Origin of the sequence: Flavonifractor sp. An10, assembly GCF_002161215.1 — a bacterium.
Classification (GTDB): Bacteria; Bacillota; Clostridia; order Oscillospirales; family Oscillospiraceae; genus Flavonifractor; species Flavonifractor avistercoris.
This window is the reverse complement of record NZ_NFMB01000002.1, coordinates 181,549-198,417: the sequence shown is the minus strand read 5'-3', so window position 1 is coordinate 198,417 and position 16,869 is coordinate 181,549. Positions and strand designations below refer to the sequence as shown.

Sequence of the window (16,869 nt, the reverse complement as noted above, 5' to 3'; positions counted from 1 at the left end):
AACAGCCGCCCGTTTCAGACGGCTTGATTATATTACCACATTCCGCGGCGAGATGCAAGCCTTTTTTTCAATTTTTCTTTCTTTTTTTCTGGGGCTCAGACCCAGCTGTCCTCCAGCTCGTGCTTACGCGCCCGGGTCATCAGCTCCTTGATGACGGCCCTGGGCTTCTTGTCCTGATAGAGCACCTGGTAGGCCGCCTCGGTGATGGGCATCTCCACCCCGGTCTTGTCGGCCAATGCCTTGGCCGTGGCGGCGGCATAGTAGCCCTCCACCACCGCGCCGATCTCCTTCACCGCCTCGTCCACCGGCGTGCCCTGGCCGATCAGGATGCCGCAGCGGCGGTTGCGGGAGTGCATGGAGGTGCAGGTGACGATCAGATCCCCCACGCCGGACAGGCCGGCGAAGGTCTCCCGCCGGCCGCCCAGGGCCACGCCCAGCCGGGCGATCTCGGTGAGGCCCCGGGTCATGAGGGCCGCCTTGGTGTTGTCGCCGAAGCCCATGCCGTCGCAGATGCCGGCACACAGGGCGATGACGTTCTTCAGGGCCGCTCCCAGCTCCACCCCCACCACGTCGTCGGAGGCGTACACGCGGAAGCGCTCGTTCATGAACAGATCCTGCACCAGCTCGGCGGCCGTCTTGTCCTTGGAGGCGGACACCACCACCGTGGGCACGCCCCGGCCCACCTCCTCGGCGTGGGAGGGGCCGGACAGGGCCACGATGGGATGGCCCTCCCCCACCTCCTGGGCGATGGACTCGGTGAGGGTGAGGGAGGTGTCCTTCTCAATGCCCTTGGACACCGACACCAGCACCGCGCCCGGCTCCAGCAGGGGGGCCAGAGTGCGGGCCGTGGTGCGCACGGCAAAGGACGGGGTGGCCAGCACCACCACCCCGCAGCCCGATGCGCAGGCGGGATCGGAGGTCAGCTTCAGCCCCTCGGGCAGGGACACCCCCTTGAGCATGGGGTTCTCCCGCCGCTCCCGCAGGACGGCGGACTCCGCCTCCGTATAAGACCACAGGGTCACATCGTGCCCGTTCTCCAGCAGCACCAGGGCCAGGGCCGTGCCCCAGCCGCCGCTGCCCATCACCGCGATCTTCATGTCTTGGACGCCCCCTCGTCAGTTTTATGGTGCAGGCTGAACCTGGACTCGGTGCCGCTGAGAATCCGCTTCAAATTGCCCCGGTGCTTCCAGACGATCAGCCCGCCGATGAAAATACCCAGGAGCAGCAGAATCCAGTCGTGATATACGAACCAGGTGGCGAAGGGGAAGGAGGCCCCGGCCCAGATGGAGCCCAGGGACACCCAGCGGGTGAGCACCGCCAGGATCAGGAAGCCGCCCCACACCACCAGGGCGATGCGCCAGTCGATCATGATGGCGATGGTGCCGCCGGACAGGATGCCCTTGCCCCCCTTGAAATGGAACATGCAGGGGAACATGTGGCCCAGCAGGCAGAAGGTGCCTGCCCAGTACTTGCCGTATACCACCGCAATGGCCTCCTGGTTCCAAAAGCCGCCGTCCCAGTACCGCGCCACCAGGATACCCACCCACACGGCCACGACGGCCTTGAGCACATCGGTGAGAATGACCGCAAAGGTCAGCGGGCCGCCGAAGGTGCGGTAAAAGTTGGTCAGGCCGGCATTGCCGCTGCCGTGGGTGCGCACGTCGTCCCGCAGGATATACTTGGACACGATCACCGCGCCGTTGAAGCAGCCGCAGAAGTAGGCTGCCACCGCCACGATCACCAAGGGCAGGAGCAGATCAGACAGCATCCACGGCGCCAGATCCGCCCATGTCATACCGGGCATATCTATCCCTCCTTATCGCTCTTCTGCCGGATGGTCAGCTTGATGGGCGTGCCCTCCAGGCCGAAGGTGGCGCGGATCTGGTTCTCCAGATACCGCTGATAGGAGAAGTGGAACAGCTTGGCGTCGTTGCAGAAGCAGACAAAGTGGGGGGGCTTGACGCCGATCTGGGTCATATAGTAGATCTTCAGCCGGCGGCCCTTGTCGGTGGGGGGCTGCACCCGTGCGGTGGCGTCGGCCAGCACGGTGTTGAGCATACCGGTGGTGATGCGCATGGCCGCCTGATCGGAGACGTAGTTGATCAGATCAAAGAGCCGATCCACCCGCTGGCCCGTCAGGGCGGAGATGAACACGATGGGGGCGTAGGTCATGTAGGCCAGATCCCGCCGCACATCCTGGCGCATCCGATCCATGGTCTTGTCGTCCTTCTCGATGGCGTCCCACTTGTTGACCACGATGATGCAGGCCTTGCCCGCCTCGTGGGCCAGGCCCGCCACCTTGGTGTCCTGCTCGGTGACCCCCTCGTTGGCGTCGATCATGATGAGGCACACGTCGCACCGCTCGATGGCCATGGTGGCCCGGAGGACGGAGAACTTCTCAATGCGGTCGTCCACCTTGGCCTTCTTGCGCATGCCGGCGGTGTCGATGAACAGGTACTTGCCCTTGGCGTTCTCGAAATAGCTGTCCACCGCGTCCCGGGTGGTGCCCGCCATGTCGCTGACGATCACCCGCTCCTCCCCCAGAATCCGGTTGACCAGGGAGGACTTGCCCACGTTGGGCTTGCCGATCACCGCCACCTTGATCACGTCATCCTCCTCTTCCTCCTCGTCCTCGGGGGGGAAGTACCGGAAGCACTCGTCCAGCAGATCGCCGGTGCCGTGGCCGTGGACGGCGGAGACGGCGATGGGATCGCCCAGGCCCAGGTTGTAGAACTCATAGATGTCCGGGTTGGTCATGCCCACCTGATCCATCTTGTTCACCGCCAGCACCACCGGCTTGCCGGAGCGCAGCAGCATGTTAGCCACCTCCTGGTCGGAGGCGGTCAGGCCGGTCTTGATGTCGCACAGGAACACGATCACCGTGGCGTGGTCGATGGCGATCTCCGCCTGCTGGCGCATGAAGGCCAGGATCTCGCTGTCGGCGGAAGGCTCAATGCCGCCGGTGTCCACCAGATCGAACTTCCGGTTCCGCCACTCCGCCTCGGCGTACAGCCGGTCACGGGTGACGCCGGGGGTGTCCTCCACGATGGACAGCCGCTGGCCCACCAGCTTATTGAACAGCATGGACTTGCCCACGTTGGGGCGGCCCACGATGGCAACTAAGGGCTTCATGTCCTATCACGCTCCCTCTCTGTCACGGATTGTAACGATAATATTCCGCCTCCGGCGGCAGGGTATATTCCGGCGGCTCCGGGCTCCGCCCGAACATGGCGTCCACCAGGTCGAAGCCGCTCTCGGCGTCCACCGGGCAGACGGGGACGCCCAGGGCCTCCTCCACCTGCTCCACGGTCACGTCGTCCAGGAACACCCGCTCCCCCGCCCGCAGCATGTTGGAGGGGATGAGCAGCCGCTCCCCCAGCTCCTTTCCCCGGAGCTGGTCGATCAGATCCCGCCCGGTGATCAGGCCGGAGACAGTGATGGTCTCCCCGAAGAAGCGGTTGACAATGGGGTAGACCGATCCGTTTATATTAGCACATGTTTCCCGGCAGGTGTCAACAATTTTCTGCAAAAACGGCGCAGCGGACACGCCGGTGGCGATGGAGAAGGGGGGCGGCGCCAGGGCGGCCAGCTCCTCGTCGTCCGCCGCCAGCTCCGCCTGGCTCTGGAGCAGGCGCAGCATGCCCACGCCGTTCTCCAGCTGATTCATGTCCTCGTAGTACGCCTTCTCCGGCAGTTCCCGGCCGGCGATGAGATAGAACTCGTCGGAGCACCAGGCCAGGCTGGTGCCGTGCTTCTCCAGGAAGGCGGCGGCGAAGGCCTCCACCTGGTCGATCAGGGCGGCCGCCTGGGCCGGGGTGTAGGGCTCGATATGGCACAGCCCCTCCCGGTATTTGGTCAGGCCCACCGGCACCACCGCCACGCTCTCCACCGCCGGGTACAGCTCTCCCAGATCCGCCAGGGTGCGCGCCAGGGCGGGGCCGTCGTTGACGCCGGGACAGGAGACGATCTGGCAGTTCATCTCAATGCCCGCGGCGGCGAAGCGCCCCATGATGTCCAGGCACTCCCCCGCCCGGCGGTGCTTCAGCATGGCCTCCCGCAGGGCCGGGTCGGTGGCGTGAACCGAGATGTTGATGGGGGAGATGCGCAGCTCGCAGATGCGGTCGATCTCCCGGCGGGACAGGTTGGTCAGGGTGATATAGTTGCCCATGAGGAAGGACAGCCGGGCGTCGTCGTCCTTAAAATAGAGGGTCTCCCGCATGCCGGGGGGCATCTGATCCACAAAGCAGAAGATGCACCGGTTGGCGCAGGAGCGGGCCCTATCCATGAGATAGGTCTCGAAGTTGAGGCCCAGCTCCTCCCCCTCGTCCTTGCGCACCCGCACGGTGCGGGTGCGGCCGTCCTCCCCCGCCAGAGTCAGCTCCAGCCGGGGATCGTAGGAGTAGAATTTATAGTCCAGCACATCCGCGATGGGGCGGCCGTTGATGTGGGTCAGGATCTCCCCCGGCCGCACGCCCGCCCGGCGGGCCGGACTGTGGGGATCCACCGATTGAATTTTGGTCAGGCTCATGGCCCCGGCCTCCTTCTTCCGCGCGCGGATGAAATCCGCCCCTGCGGCGCTCTCCGCGTTTCTTGCTGTCACGCTGCGCGCCCTCCGCCACGGACAACTGCTCACCACTCCGCCGAAAATGCCGCCGGCCTTTGGCCGGCCTGTTTTTCGGTCTGCGTGGTTCGCTGTCGTCCTGCTCCCGGGCGCCTCCGCGCTTCTTATTGTACCCTATTTCCGGGCAAAAAGAAAGAGGGGCAAAGTCCCCTCTTCTTTTCGCCTATTTACTTCGCCTCGGCGGGGGCCTCCACCTTGCCGAACTCGTGGCCGTTGTAGGTCATGCAGTTCTTGCACATCCGGTGGGGCAGACGGAACGCACCGCACTTGGGGCAGGTGGTAACGCCAGGAGTCTCCAGCTTCCACACGGAGCTGCGGCGCTTATTCCGGCGCTGCTTGGACACTTTACTCTTAGGGACTGCCATGTATGACACCTCCTTAGGTTCATGCCCTGGCCGGGCAAAACTTACTCATTCTCTTTATCCAACAGCTGCGCAAGGGCAGCGAAACGTGGATCACGTTCAGGCTTGCAGCCGCAGGATCCCTCGTTGAGATCCGCGCCGCAGGTGGGGCACAGCCCCTTACAGTCCTCGGAGCACACATGCTTGGCGTCCATGTTCAGCACCGCCGCGGTGGTGAACACCTCGTCCAGATCCACCTCGCCGTTGTCCAGCAGGACGATCTCGTCGTTCTCCTCGTCCTCCAGGGTCTCGGCCAGCAGGGTGGACACCGGCAGATGCATCTCCTGCCGGAAGGGCTTGAGACAGCGGTCACACACCAGCTCCAACGTGGTCTCCGCACTCCCCTCCAAAAGCAGGGCGTCCGCCATATTGCGCACCGCGCCGGTGATCCGGACAGGGTGGGCAAAGGGGCGCTCCCCATAGAAATCCAGCCCGGACAGATCCAGGGTGAAGTCAAAGGGCAGGGACGCGCCGGGAACATGAAGGATGGGTCGCAGATCCAGTCGCATGGTACACCTCACATAATGGCACAGCAGACATTATACAGAAACCGGGGCCCAATGTCAAATACTTTTTTCTGAAAATCCGCATTTTTGCAAACTCCAGCAGGCGGTATTCCTTTACGGGCCTCTTTTTTGTCTAACATCATGTGTATGGGAGAAAGTCCTGTAGGTTATCATAGCATAATTCCGGTGAAACATGCAAGTGCTTTCCCAGCGTGTCGAAAAAGCCTTTTGTAGGATTACAATACATTTTGGACAAGTGAAGAAAAAGGATGAAGGATAAGGCCTCATCGGTTAAAGTTGGAGTTGCAGACAACAACTTGACGAGAGGGGGCCATATCCTTCATGAGCAAGAGTATAACACAGGACATGGCATATCGGCAATCCCTGATGAAGTACGCGGAGAAATACGGCGTCAGCCGGGCAAGCCGGAAGTATAACAAAAGCCGGTCGTATATCTACTTTTGGAAGAAACGCTGGGACGGCAGAGCAGAATCCCTGGTTTGCCAGTCCCGGCGGCCCCACAGCCATCCAAACCAGCACACAGAAGCAGAACTAAAACTGATCCGGGATATGCGCCGCCGCAATCCGAATCTGGGTATGGTGGAGTTGTGGCACCGGCTGCGGCAGCGAGGCTACACCCGCCGCCCAGAGAGCCTGTTCCGGGTGATGAGAAAGCTGGGGCTGTTCTCACCTAAAGAGAAGAAAACGGCCTACAAGCCAAAGCCCTACCAGCAGATGACCTATCCCGGCCAGCGGGTTCAGGTAGATGTGAAGGTGGTCCCCCGCCGCTGCATCACCGACTCGGAACTCCGCCTGTTTCAGTACACCGCCATTGATGAGTTCACCCGCCTGCGCTTCCTGGCCGCCTACCCGGAGCAGTCCACCTTTTCCTCCGCTGACTTTCTGAAAAAGCTGTCCAAATGGTACGCCCGCCGGGGAATCCGCGTGGAATGTGTCCAGACGGATAATGGCTTTGAATTTACCAATCGTTTCTCCAACAGCAAGCGGGATCTCCCTACTCTGTTTGAGTCCGCCGCCGCCCAACTGGGTATCCGCCACAAGCTCATCCGGCCTTATACGCCTCGCCACAACGGCAAGGTGGAGCGCAGCCACCGTGAGGACCAGAAACGCTTCTATTCCTGCCACAGTTTTTACTCCCTGGATGACTTCGCCAGACAGCTCGCTGTCCACAACCGCCGCTCCAACAACTTCCCCATGAGACCGCTTAGTTGGCTTTCTCCGAACGAATTCACTGTCCAATATGTTTGACAAACCTACATTTCCCAGCGTGTCGAAAAAGCCTTTCCGACACGCTGCTGAACTTTTTGAAACTTCAAAAAAGTTTCAAAAAGTTGTTTGATCCAACGCGAAAGGGAACCCTGACGGTTCATCTCCGCGCCAAGCGCCGCCGCATTGCGGCGGTTGCGCTCCGAAACGCCCTGCGGGGCAGCCTTTCACACTATCCCTCCCTCCGAATCCTTTGGCTGGAGAGTTTATCGACAGCCTGGAGCTTCCCCCCTTCCCTGCCGCCCCCGCTTGTGGTATACTGAACTGAAATCCAATCTATCTTACGACGTGAGGCGGCTCAATGAGAGAGTTTACCATCGGAAAAAACGACGCCGGGCAGCGGCTGGATCGCTGGCTGGCCAAGACCCTCCCCCTGCTCCCCGGCCCCCTGGCCCAGAAGTATATCCGCCTCAAGCGGGTGAAGGTGAACGGCAAGGGCTCCCAGCGGGACGTGCGGCTGAAGGAGGGGGATGTGCTCCAGCTGTACATCAACGACGAGTTCTTCGACCAGCCCCGGGAGGACAACGCCTTCCTCTCGGTGTTCAGGCCCCGGCTGGAGATCGTCTACGAGGACGAGAACCTGATGCTGCTGGACAAGCGGCCCGGCCTGCTCTGCCACGCCGATGAGCACGAGAAGGTCAACACCCTGATCACCCACATCCAGGCCTACCTCTATCAGAAGAAGGAGTGGAACCCCCGGGACGAGCACTCCTTCGCCCCCGCCCTGTGCAACCGCATCGACCGGAACACCGGCGGCATCGTCATGGCCGCCAAGAACGCCGAGACCCTGCGGGTGCTCAACCAGAAGATCCGCGACCGGGAGATCGCCAAATACTACCTGGCCGTCATCCACGGCCGCATGAGCCCACCCCAGGGGAAGCTGGAGGGCTTCCTGCTCAAGGACGAGGACAAGGCCCAGGTGAAGGTATACTCCCGCCCCGTGCCCGGCGGCAAGAGCGCCGCTACCTTATATAAGACCCTCCGCACCGCCGGGGGGCTGTCCCTGGTGGAGTGTGAGCTGCTCACCGGCCGCACCCACCAGATCCGCGCCCAGTTCGCCGCCGCCGGCCACCCCCTGCTGGGGGACGGCAAGTACGGCCGGGAGCGGGACAACAAGAGGTACGGCCGCTCCTTCCAGGCCCTCTACTCCTATAAGCTGGAGTTTACCTTCCCCACCGACGCCGGTGTGCTGGAGTACCTGCGGGGCAGGGTGTTCACCGTGGAAAAGGTGGACTTTGCCGAGGAATATTTCCCCTCCGGGGCCCCCGGGAGGCCCGTCCCGTAAAATCCCTGAAAATTTTCGATTTTCTTATTGACATTTTTCGCCGGAGCATATATGATTTGTTTCGCAATGAGGGCGTACCCAACCGCCGGTTTGGGTACGCCCTTTACTACCATTTTGAAATGGGGGAGGATACATGTCCAAGGAACTGATCCGCCTGTCGGATTGCTTCATGAAATTTGACGACGACGTCATTCTGGACCACATCAACCTTTATATCAATGACAAGGAATTCCTCACGCTGCTTGGCCCCTCCGGGTGTGGCAAGACCACGACACTTCGTATCATCGGCGGCTTTCAGAAGCCCACCTCCGGCGATGTGTTCTTCGACGGCGTGAGGATTAATGACGTTCCGCCCCATAAGCGGAAGGTCAATACCGTCTTTCAGAAGTACGCCCTGTTCACCCACATGAACATCTTTGAGAACGTGGCCTTCGGCCTGCGGATTCAGAAGGTGCCCGAGGCGGAGCTCAAAACCCGGGTGGAGGAGGCCCTGGCCCTGGTGAACCTGGCCGGCTACGGCAAGCGGTCGGTGAACTCCCTCTCCGGCGGGCAGCAGCAGCGGGTAGCCATCGCCCGGGCCATCGTCAACCGGCCCCAGGTGCTGCTGCTGGACGAGCCCCTGGGCGCCCTGGATCTCAAGCTGCGCAAGGATATGCAGATCGAGCTCAAGCGCATCCAGCAGCAGGTGGGCATCACCTTCATCTACGTCACCCACGACCAGGAGGAGGCCCTCACCATGTCCGACACGGTGGTGGTGATGAACGGCGGCAAAATCCAGCAGATCGGCACACCCGAGGACATCTATAACGAGCCCAAGAACGCCTTCGTGGCCGACTTCATCGGCGAGTCCAACATCATCGACGGCATCATGCACGAGGACAAGGTGGTGGGCATGTACGGCAAGAAGTTCCCCTGCCTGGACGGCGGCTTCGCCCCCAACGAGCCGGTGGACGTGGTAATCCGGCCCGAGGACATCGACATCGTCCCCGAGGAGCAGGGCCAGCTCACCGGCACCGTCACCGAGGTCACCTTCAAGGGCATGCACTACGACATCATCGTGGACTTCAAGGGCTTCAAGTGGCTCATCCAGACCACCGACTTCTCCCCTGTAGGGGCCAGGATTGGGGTGAAGATCGACCCCGACGGCTTCCACATCATGAAGAAGAGCGCCTATTCCGGCATGTTCGGCGACTACAGCTCCTATTCCTCCGAGTACGACGAGCTCAATGAGGATCGGCTGGAGGCGGAGGACGGCGATGAAGAATAGACGGCTTTCCTGGCTCTCCGCGCCCTATGTGCTGTGGATGGCCCTGTTTGTGGTAATCCCCCTCATTGTGGTGGTGGTGTACGCCTTCACCAAGGAGCTGGCAGGCGGCGCCTGGGTTCCCACCCTGGAGAACTTCGCGGGCATGGCGGGGTACGCCGCCGTGTTCGCCCGCTCTTTCCTGCTGGCCGCCATCGCCACGGTAATCTGCATCCTGATCGGCTACCCGGCGGCCTACCTGCTGACCCGCACGCCCCCAGGCTTCCGGCGGGTGGCCAACATGCTCATCATGCTGCCCATGTGGATGAACTTCCTGCTGCGCACCTACTCCTGGATGTTCCTGCTGGAGCGCAACGGGTTTATCAACAACATCCTGGGCTCCCTGGGCTTTTTCAACCTGCTCAACGGCCTGAACGGGGCCCTCAACGGGGCCTTCGGCCTGGCCCTGCCCACCGACGTGGCCTACATCGAATTTCTGGGCACCCAGGGCGCGGTGGTGCTGGGCATGGTGTACAACTTCCTGCCCTTCATGATCCTGCCCATCTTCTCTGTCATCGAGAAGATCGACCCCCGGGTGATCGAGGCGGCCCAGGATCTGGGCGCCAACAGCCAGCAGGTGTTCCGCAAGGTGATCTTTCCCCTGAGCCTGCCCGGCGTGCTGTCCGGCGTGACCATGGTGTTCATCCCCTCGGTGTCCACCTTCGTCATCTCCCGCCTGCTGGGCGGCGGCACCACGATCCTGCTGGGCGATCTCATTGAGATGCAGTTTTTGGGCAACGCCTACAACCCCCATCTGGGCTCGGCCATCTCCCTGGTGATGATGGTGATCGTGCTGGTATGCATGGGGATTATGAACCGCTTCGGCGAGGGTGAGGGGGAGGCGGTGCTGCTGTGAAACGCAACGGAATTTTCAGCAAGCTCTTTTTGATTCTGGTCTTCATCTTCCTGTACGCCCCCATCCTGGTGCTGGTGGCCTTCTCCTTCAACGCCTCCCAGAGCAGCGCGGTCTGGGGCGGCTTCTCCCTCCAGTGGTACGCGGAGCTGTTCCAGGACAGGTATGTGCTGGAGGCCCTCCAGACCACTCTGCTGGTGTCCATCCTCTCCGCGGCCATCGCCACCGTGGCGGGCACCGCCGCCTCCATCGGCTTTGCCAACATGAAGCGGAGAGCCCGCACCGTCTGCATGACCATCAACAACATCCCCCTGACCAACGCGGACATCATCACCGGCGTGTCCATGATGCTGCTGTTCGTGCTGGCCCTGGGGGCCCTCAACGGCCTGTTCGGCGGCCTGGGGCTGCGGCTCCGGCTGGGCTTCGGCACCCTGCTCATCGCCCACATCACCTTCAACATCCCCTACGTGATCCTGTCCGTCATGCCCAAGCTGCGGCAGCTGGATCCCAACATCTTTGAGGCCGCCCAGGATCTGGGCGCCACCGGGTGGTACGCCTTCCGCAAGGTGATCCTGCCCGAGATCCTGCCCGGCGTGCTCAACGGGGCCCTCATCGCCTTCACCATGAGCATCGACGACTTTGTGATCAGCTACTTCACCGCCGGCTCCGGGGCCAACACACTGTCCATGGTGGTCTACTCCATGGTGCGCCGGCGCATCAGCCCGGAGATCAACGCCCTGTCCACCCTCATGTTTGTGGTGGTCATCGCCCTCATGATCCTCATCAATGTCCGGCAGAGCCGGCAGGATCGGCGCACCCAGGCGGCCATCCGGGCCGAGCGGCGGGCCGGCGTGCGGCCCTGATCCCCCTTCCCTGTTCCGGCCCCGCCGGGGCACGCCCCGGCGGGTTTGGAAAATATGTATTTTGTGTCTGAAAGGAGCACGAGAGAGAATTGAAAAAATTTGTGGCATTGACCCTGGGCGCCGCTGTGGCGGCGGCCTGCCTGAGCGGCTGCGGAGGCGGCGGCTCTGCCGGCGAGGTAAACGTCTACAACTGGGGCGAGTACATCGACATGTCCGTCCTGGAGGACTTTCAGAAAGAGACCGGCATCAAGGTCAACTACCAGACCTTCGAGAGCAACGAGGCCATGTATGCCGTGCTGGACGGCGACGGCGCCGACTACGACGTGATCATCCCCTCCGACTACATGATCTCCCGCCTCATCGAAGAGGACAAGCTGGAGCCCCTGAACTTCGACAACATTCCCAACTTCTCCGACGTGGACCCGGAGCTGAAGAATCCCGAGTACGACCCGGAGAACCTGTACTCCGTCCCCTATATGTGGGGCCTGATGGGTGTCATCTACAACACCACCATGGTGGACGAGGCGGACACCGGCAGCTGGGATCTGCTGTGGAATGAGAAATACAGCAACGATATCCTGATGATTGACAACTCCCGGGACGCCATCGGCATCGCCCTCAAGCGCCTGGGCTACTCCTACAACACCACCGACCCTGACCAGATCACCGAGGCGGTGGACTCCCTCATCGAGCAGAAGTCCGTCCTCCAGGGTTATGCCATGGATCAGATCTTCAGCAAGATGGAGGGCTCCAACGCCGCCATCGGCACCTACTACTACGGCGACTTCCTGACCATGCAGGAGAACAACTCCGACCTGGCCTTCTATCTCCCCGAGGAGGGCACCAACATCTACGTGGACGCCATGTGCATCCCCAAGGGCGCGGCCAACAAGGAGAACGCCGAGGCCTTCATCAACTACATGTGCTCCACCCAGGCCGGCCTGAAGAACTGCGAGGAGATCTGGTACTCCACCCCGCTGATGAGCGTGCGGGAGGAGCTGGATCCCGAGGTGTCCAGCGACCCCATGGCCTATCCCGACGCGGAGATCATGGCCCAGTGCGAGTCCTACACCAATCTGCCCCAGGACATCCTGGATCTGTACACCAGCGAGTGGCTGCGCCTCAAGGCGTAACTTCTGTGTCGAAAAAGCGGCTCCGCCGCTTTTTCGAGAAAGACTGCATGGCGGTTTTTTGACAGGCTGAAGGAGGCCCCCCGATGTAAAACATCGGGGGGCCTCCTTGTTTTCCGGGCTCGGCTCAGCCGTCGTCCTCCTCCGGCTCCTCCTCTCCCAGCTGCTCGCGGATATAGGGGGCATAGACCCGCTCCAGCAGCAGGGAGTGGGCCAGGGCCAGGACGGCGGGCAGGAAAAAGACCGCCAGGAAGAAGTTGATGCAGACGAACACCGTCCCGTACAGCAGCAGGGCCAGCGCCACCGTAGAGGGCAGGTGGGCGATGGCCAGCTTGGCGCAGTTGGACAGCAGGCCGCCCACCCCGAACTCAAACCGGGAGAGAGTGGGAAAGAGCCAGCACAGCACCCCCAGAGGCAGCAGGAGGAACACGTAGTAGGCCATAAAGAGCACATAGCCCGCCTGGCTGTACGGCGCGGTCTGGTAGAGCATGCTGTAGATGAGAAAGAGCAGCGCCCCCGCGGCCAGCACCACCAGGCTGGTCAGGGCCCCCACCTTGAAGTTGTCCCGGAACGTCCGGAAGAACAGAGTCCAGCTGTCCCGCCGGTTCCCCCGGATGCAGCGCACCACCGTGTTGTAGAGGGCGGAGGTGGCCGGCCCGATGGTAAACAGGGGGATGGAGCACACCAGCCAGAACACGCTGAGCAGGAAGAGATCCACCAGCTTCGCGGTAAAGCGCCAGATGTCGTTGTCCGGGTTGAAAATACCTTTGGCCATGCGGGGGCCTCCTTTGATCTGAGGACGGGCCCGGCGACGGCTCGCCGGGCCCGTTCGGGGTTACAGCAGGGCGGGGATTGCCGCCTGACGGCTCATTTCAGCTCGGGCAGGGAGGCGGCGGCCACGGACTGGCCCACACGGCGGGCCTTCTCGTCGGGCAGGGTGGGGTTGATCTTGTCCGCGATCTCGGGGTACTCGTCGGCCAGCACCTGCTTGCACACGTCCAGGATGATGTCGCCGCCCCGGCCGGACATGACCCGGCCCAGCAGCAGCACATGCTTGAAGCCGTAGAAGTGGTGGTACAGGGCCAGGGAGTGGCCCAGGTACACGCCGATGGAGCGGAAGATGGCCTCGGCGGGGGAGCCGGGGTTCTCCATCAGCTTCTGAACCTCCTTGAGCTTCTGGGCGGGGGCCAGGTCGTCGGACAGGCTGATGCCCGCAGCGGGGGCCAGCTTGATCACGCCGTCCTGGGAGAAGTACTTGACGCCGCAGCCGATGTCGCCAGACCACTCGTCTTCCATGGCGTCGGGGTTCACATCCACGGGGGCGAAGGCCAGCTCGTTGAGCCAGCCGGTGATGTTGCCGTTTTCGTCCACGTAGCCCACGGCCTCGCTGGTGCCCATGGCGATGCCCAGGATGTTGTTCTCCTCCAGGCTCATGGCGCCGGCCAGGGCGGACACGTCGCCGTCGTTGGCCACCACGTAGGGCACGTCGCCGAAGGTGTCGCGGATGGCGCGGATGTAGATGTCCTTCACCTTGGCGTCGAACAGATCCTTGGGCACCTTGAGGAACAGGGAGGCCACCATGGTGCGGTTCTCGATGTAGATGCCGGCGGAGGACACGCCCACCGCGTCCACCCGGGGCATATGGGCCGCGGCGGACTTGAGGGCGGAGACGATGCCCTCGTAGTGGTAGTCGGGATCCTCGGTGACCTTGGGATACCACACCACCTCCTCGGAGAACACGGGCTCCCCGTCGATGACGGCGGACACCTTCCGGTCGCTTCCGCCGGCGTCGAAGCCGATGCGGCAGCCGCCCAGGTGGCGGCCCACGGCCTGGGGATTGCTCTTCTCGGCGGGCACGGCGTCGCAGTACACCACCTCAAAGGGCTTCTCATACACGTTGGACATGAACTCGGCGTCAAAGCTCCGCTTGCCGCCCACGCAGTAGGTGTCCTTCATGGCCTCATAGATGTCCTTGCTGCCGCTGAGATAGACCTTGAAGCCGCCCATATACCACAGCATGGTCTTGATGAGCCGATCCACATAGTAGGTGTCGGCCTCCGCCATGTCCGGCGTGCCGTGGATAAAGGTCTTGTACACGGCCACCTCGCCGCCGGCCCGCTCCACGGCGATGTCCAGGGGCTGCCTGGCGTCCTTCAGAAAAGCGGTGCAGAACTTGCCCAGGGGCAGGAAGCCGGGATCCAGCTCCGGCACATGTTTCACAGGCACCTCAATACCCAGATGCTTCATTCGGATACATCCTCCTTTTTTGTCGGAAACACACAGAGTTCCTTCCCCTATAGGCTATCAGTTTTTTTGGATCTGTCAAGCATATTTTCAGGTTTTTGAAAATAATTTTCCAAACTCTCTTGACGGAGGCGGCGGGGACAGGTATGATGGTGGCAACAGGGGAGGTTTCCCCCGAATCTGAAAAGGTGGGATCAAGGATGGATCTGTCTATTCGGCTGCAATGCCATCAGAAATGGATTAAGGAGGAGCTGGAGCGGAGCATCCGGTTCTGGCTGGAAAACGGCATGGATCCGGTGCACGGCGGCGTTTATACCTGTCTGGATCGGGAGGGCAAGGTGTTCTCCACCGACAAGAGCGTCTGGATGCAGGGCCGCTGCGCCTGGATGTTCGCCTATCTGTGCCACGTGTACGGCGTGAAGGACGAGTGGCTGGAGGCCAGCAAGAGCTGCCTGGACTTCATGGAGAAGTACTGCATCAACCGGAAGGCGGGCAACCGCATGTACTTCACCGTCACCGGCGACGGCAAGCCCCTGCGCCAGCGCCGCTACTGCTTCTCCGAGGGCTTCTATGCCATCGCCAACGCGGAGTACTACGGCGTCACCGGCGACAAGGAGTGCCTGGCGCGCGCCCGGGCCGCCTATGACCTGATCTGGAACCTGAACCAGGGGCTCATCACCGACCCCACCGGCCTGGGCCCCAAGACCATCCCCGAGACCCGCTCCGGCCGCGCCCTGGCCAACCCCATGATCTACCTGAACATCACCTCCGTGCTGCGCCGGGTGGATCCCGAGCAGGAGGCCCTGTACAATGAGCGGGCCGCGGAGTGCGTGAATGAGATCTTCCAGTACCACTACAAGCCCGAGCTGGGCTGCACCCTGGAGAGCGTGGCCATGGACGGCACCCCCCGCCTGGACGTCACCGAGGGCCGGGTGGTCAACCCCGGCCACGACATCGAGTGCTCCTGGTTCCTGATGGAGGACGCCAACCGCAAGGGGGACAAGAAGCAGCACGAGACCGCCGTGAAGATCTTCGACCAGGCCATCAACGCCGGCTGGGACTACGAGTACGGCGGACTGCTCTACTTCATCGACTGCCTGGGCCGTCCCCCCGAGGCCTATGAGCACGACATGAAGCTGTGGTGGCCCCACGACGAGATCCTCATCGCCTCCCTGATGATCTTCCGGGACACCGGCGACGAGCAGTACCTGACCTGGTTCGAGCGCACCCTGGACTACTGCAAGGAGCACTTCTCCGACCCCGAGTTCGGCGACTGGTACGGCTACCTCCGCCGGGACGGCAAGCCCACCATGCCTGCCTGCAAGGGCAGCACCTTCAAGGGCCCCTTCCACCTGCCGCGGATGCTGATCATGTGCGATCAGATGCTGGATCAGCTCCTGGCCAGGCAGTAAAGGGGGGCGCTTATGCCCTTCGGCAATGTATTTGAGAAGATCAACAGCGAGTACTACCAGCTGACCAGCGCGGAGAAAAAGGTGGCTGACTACGTGGTCATCCACCAGCAGAAGACCCAGTTCATGTCCATCTCCGAGCTGGCGGAGGAGTCCGGCGTGGCGGAGGCCACCATCTCCCGGTTCTGCCGGAGGCTGGACTACAAGGGGTATAACGCCTTCAAGCTGGCGGTGGCCAACTCCACGGCCGGCCGGCCGGACACCCTCCCCACCCAGGGCGAGGTGCTGCCGGAGGACAGCATCGAGGAGATGAGCCGCAAGGTCTATGCCGCCGACCGGGATGCCATGGCCCAGACCCTGGAGCTCATCCGCCCCGAGGCCATCCGCCGGGCGGCGGACATCCTCTTCTCGGCGGAGAAGGTGCTGTGCATGGGCCAGGGCGGCTCCATGCTCCTGGCCCAGGAGTGCGCCCATCTGTTCAGCACCAGCATGCCCAACTTCACGGCGGTGGTGGATTCCCACATGCAGGCCATCGCCGCCTCCCACCTGACGCCCCGGGACGCGGTGCTCTACTACTCCTACTCCGGCTCCACCGAGGAGCTGCTGAAAAATCTGAAAATCGTCCGGGAGCGGAAGGCCATGGCCATCCTGATCACCCGCTTCCCCAAGTCGCCGGGGGCGGCCTATGCCGACGTGGTGCTCCAGTGCGGCTCCCGGGAGGGGCCGCTCCAGGTGGGCTCCGTGGCGGCCCGGGTGGCCCAGCTCTATCTGACGGACGTGCTCTTCCACGAGGTCTGCCGCCGGGACGCGGCCAGGTGCGCCGCCACCCGGGAGATCGTGGCCGAGGTGCTCTCCGACAAGCACATCTGACCGCAGCAGGGCGATTTTGAAAGAAAATTGCAGAACAAAAAATGTTTTGAAAATTTTTTTGAAAATCGTATTGACAAACCCGGCCCGAAACTATACA

16 protein-coding genes are annotated in these 16,869 nt (G+C 62.3%); 8 read left to right on the top strand and 8 right to left on the bottom strand.

Going from position 1 to position 16,869, the window contains the following annotated elements; all coding sequences use genetic code 11:
- Window positions 1–95: 95 nt before the first annotated feature.
- From B5E42_RS03700 to B5E42_RS03675, 6 genes are all read right to left on the bottom strand, one after another.
- Window positions 96–1,097 carry an NAD(P)H-dependent glycerol-3-phosphate dehydrogenase gene (locus B5E42_RS03700; protein WP_087236811.1) on the bottom strand — a complete coding sequence of 334 codons (1,002 nt, stop codon included), beginning with the start codon at window positions 1,095–1,097 and terminating at the stop codon, window positions 96–98.
- Window positions 1,094–1,804 carry a glycerol-3-phosphate acyltransferase gene (locus tag B5E42_RS03695; RefSeq protein WP_087236810.1) on the bottom strand — a complete coding sequence of 237 codons (711 nt, stop codon included), beginning with the start codon at window positions 1,802–1,804 and terminating at the stop codon, window positions 1,094–1,096. Before B5E42_RS03695 ends, B5E42_RS03700 begins: the two co-directional genes overlap by 4 nt.
- 2 nt (window positions 1,805–1,806) lie before the next feature.
- Window positions 1,807–3,132, bottom strand: a complete 1,326-nt coding sequence (der, locus tag B5E42_RS03690) for a ribosome biogenesis GTPase Der (protein WP_087236809.1) — start codon at window positions 3,130–3,132, stop codon at window positions 1,807–1,809.
- A 22-nt stretch (window positions 3,133–3,154) separates the two neighbouring features.
- Window positions 3,155–4,528, bottom strand: a complete 1,374-nt coding sequence (locus B5E42_RS03685; protein WP_087236808.1) for a DUF512 domain-containing protein — start codon at window positions 4,526–4,528, stop codon at window positions 3,155–3,157.
- 260 nt (window positions 4,529–4,788) lie between these two features.
- Window positions 4,789–4,986, bottom strand: coding sequence for a 50S ribosomal protein L32 (rpmF, locus tag B5E42_RS03680; RefSeq protein WP_087236807.1), 198 nt, complete (start codon window positions 4,984–4,986; stop codon window positions 4,789–4,791).
- A gap of 41 nt (window positions 4,987–5,027) precedes the next feature.
- Window positions 5,028–5,531, bottom strand: coding sequence for a DUF177 domain-containing protein (locus B5E42_RS03675; RefSeq protein WP_087236806.1), 504 nt, complete (start codon window positions 5,529–5,531; stop codon window positions 5,028–5,030).
- Between the two features lie 363 nt (window positions 5,532–5,894).
- Between B5E42_RS03675 and B5E42_RS03670 the strand changes: the two genes are divergently transcribed.
- From B5E42_RS03670 to B5E42_RS03645, 6 genes are all read left to right on the top strand, one after another.
- A complete protein-coding gene (locus B5E42_RS03670; RefSeq protein ID WP_242966978.1) occupies window positions 5,895–6,797 on the top strand; it encodes a DDE-type integrase/transposase/recombinase in 903 nt (300 codons plus the stop codon).
- A 319-nt stretch (window positions 6,798–7,116) separates the two neighbouring features.
- On the top strand, window positions 7,117–8,100 hold the full coding sequence (locus B5E42_RS03665; protein WP_087236805.1) for an RluA family pseudouridine synthase: 984 nt from the start codon (window positions 7,117–7,119) through the stop codon (window positions 8,098–8,100).
- A gap of 133 nt (window positions 8,101–8,233) precedes the next feature.
- Window positions 8,234–9,367, top strand: coding sequence for an ABC transporter ATP-binding protein (locus B5E42_RS03660; RefSeq protein WP_087236804.1), 1,134 nt, complete (start codon window positions 8,234–8,236; stop codon window positions 9,365–9,367).
- Window positions 9,357–10,259 (top strand): ABC transporter permease, encoded by a 903-nt coding sequence (locus B5E42_RS03655; RefSeq protein ID WP_087236803.1) that lies wholly within the window; start codon window positions 9,357–9,359, stop codon window positions 10,257–10,259. The genes B5E42_RS03660 and B5E42_RS03655 overlap by 11 nt, the downstream gene beginning before the upstream one ends.
- The gene (locus tag B5E42_RS03650; RefSeq protein WP_087236802.1) at window positions 10,256–11,119 is read left to right on the top strand and encodes an ABC transporter permease; all 864 of its coding nucleotides are present in this window, start codon (window positions 10,256–10,258) and stop codon (window positions 11,117–11,119) included. The genes B5E42_RS03655 and B5E42_RS03650 overlap by 4 nt, the downstream gene beginning before the upstream one ends.
- A gap of 89 nt (window positions 11,120–11,208) precedes the next feature.
- On the top strand, window positions 11,209–12,252 hold the full coding sequence (locus B5E42_RS03645; protein ID WP_087236801.1) for a spermidine/putrescine ABC transporter substrate-binding protein: 1,044 nt from the start codon (window positions 11,209–11,211) through the stop codon (window positions 12,250–12,252).
- A gap of 124 nt (window positions 12,253–12,376) precedes the next feature.
- On the opposite strand, the gene B5E42_RS03640 is transcribed toward B5E42_RS03645, so the two are convergent.
- Together B5E42_RS03640 and B5E42_RS03635 are read right to left on the bottom strand one after the other, a co-directional pair.
- Window positions 12,377–13,024: a YesL family protein gene (locus B5E42_RS03640; RefSeq protein ID WP_087236800.1), complete on the bottom strand. Its 648-nt coding sequence runs from the start codon at window positions 13,022–13,024 to the stop codon at window positions 12,377–12,379.
- Window positions 13,025–13,116: 92 nt separating this feature from the next.
- Window positions 13,117–14,496 carry an ROK family protein gene (locus tag B5E42_RS03635; RefSeq protein WP_087236799.1) on the bottom strand — a complete coding sequence of 460 codons (1,380 nt, stop codon included), beginning with the start codon at window positions 14,494–14,496 and terminating at the stop codon, window positions 13,117–13,119.
- A gap of 197 nt (window positions 14,497–14,693) precedes the next feature.
- Here B5E42_RS03635 and B5E42_RS03630 point away from each other — a divergent pair, with 197 nt between their 5' ends.
- Together B5E42_RS03630 and B5E42_RS03625 are read left to right on the top strand one after the other, a co-directional pair.
- The gene (locus B5E42_RS03630; RefSeq protein WP_087236798.1) at window positions 14,694–15,905 is read left to right on the top strand and encodes an AGE family epimerase/isomerase; all 1,212 of its coding nucleotides are present in this window, start codon (window positions 14,694–14,696) and stop codon (window positions 15,903–15,905) included.
- A gap of 12 nt (window positions 15,906–15,917) precedes the next feature.
- Window positions 15,918–16,772 (top strand): MurR/RpiR family transcriptional regulator, encoded by an 855-nt coding sequence (locus B5E42_RS03625; RefSeq protein ID WP_087236797.1) that lies wholly within the window; start codon window positions 15,918–15,920, stop codon window positions 16,770–16,772.
- Window positions 16,773–16,869 lie beyond the last annotated feature (97 nt).

Excerpts from the sequence above, each read along its gene's own strand:
- B5E42_RS03700 (WP_087236811.1), bottom strand. The coding sequence starts at position 1,097 with ATGAAGATCGCGGTGATGGGCAGCGGCGGCTGGGGCACGGCCCTGGCC.
- B5E42_RS03695 (WP_087236810.1), bottom strand. The coding sequence starts at position 1,804 with ATGCCCGGTATGACATGGGCGGATCTGGCGCCGTGGATGCTGTCTGAT.
- der (WP_087236809.1), bottom strand. The coding sequence starts at position 3,132 with ATGAAGCCCTTAGTTGCCATCGTGGGCCGCCCCAACGTGGGCAAGTCC.
- B5E42_RS03685 (WP_087236808.1), bottom strand. The coding sequence starts at position 4,528 with ATGAGCCTGACCAAAATTCAATCGGTGGATCCCCACAGTCCGGCCCGC.
- rpmF (WP_087236807.1), bottom strand. The coding sequence starts at position 4,986 with ATGGCAGTCCCTAAGAGTAAAGTGTCCAAGCAGCGCCGGAATAAGCGC.
- B5E42_RS03675 (WP_087236806.1), bottom strand. The coding sequence starts at position 5,531 with ATGCGACTGGATCTGCGACCCATCCTTCATGTTCCCGGCGCGTCCCTG.
- B5E42_RS03670 (WP_242966978.1), top strand. The coding sequence starts at position 5,895 with ATGGCATATCGGCAATCCCTGATGAAGTACGCGGAGAAATACGGCGTC.
- B5E42_RS03665 (WP_087236805.1), top strand. The coding sequence starts at position 7,117 with ATGAGAGAGTTTACCATCGGAAAAAACGACGCCGGGCAGCGGCTGGAT.
- B5E42_RS03660 (WP_087236804.1), top strand. The coding sequence starts at position 8,234 with ATGTCCAAGGAACTGATCCGCCTGTCGGATTGCTTCATGAAATTTGAC.
- B5E42_RS03655 (WP_087236803.1), top strand. The coding sequence starts at position 9,357 with ATGAAGAATAGACGGCTTTCCTGGCTCTCCGCGCCCTATGTGCTGTGG.
- B5E42_RS03640 (WP_087236800.1), bottom strand. The coding sequence starts at position 13,024 with ATGGCCAAAGGTATTTTCAACCCGGACAACGACATCTGGCGCTTTACC.
- B5E42_RS03635 (WP_087236799.1), bottom strand. The coding sequence starts at position 14,496 with ATGAAGCATCTGGGTATTGAGGTGCCTGTGAAACATGTGCCGGAGCTG.
- B5E42_RS03630 (WP_087236798.1), top strand. The coding sequence starts at position 14,694 with ATGGATCTGTCTATTCGGCTGCAATGCCATCAGAAATGGATTAAGGAG.
- B5E42_RS03625 (WP_087236797.1), top strand. The coding sequence starts at position 15,918 with ATGCCCTTCGGCAATGTATTTGAGAAGATCAACAGCGAGTACTACCAG.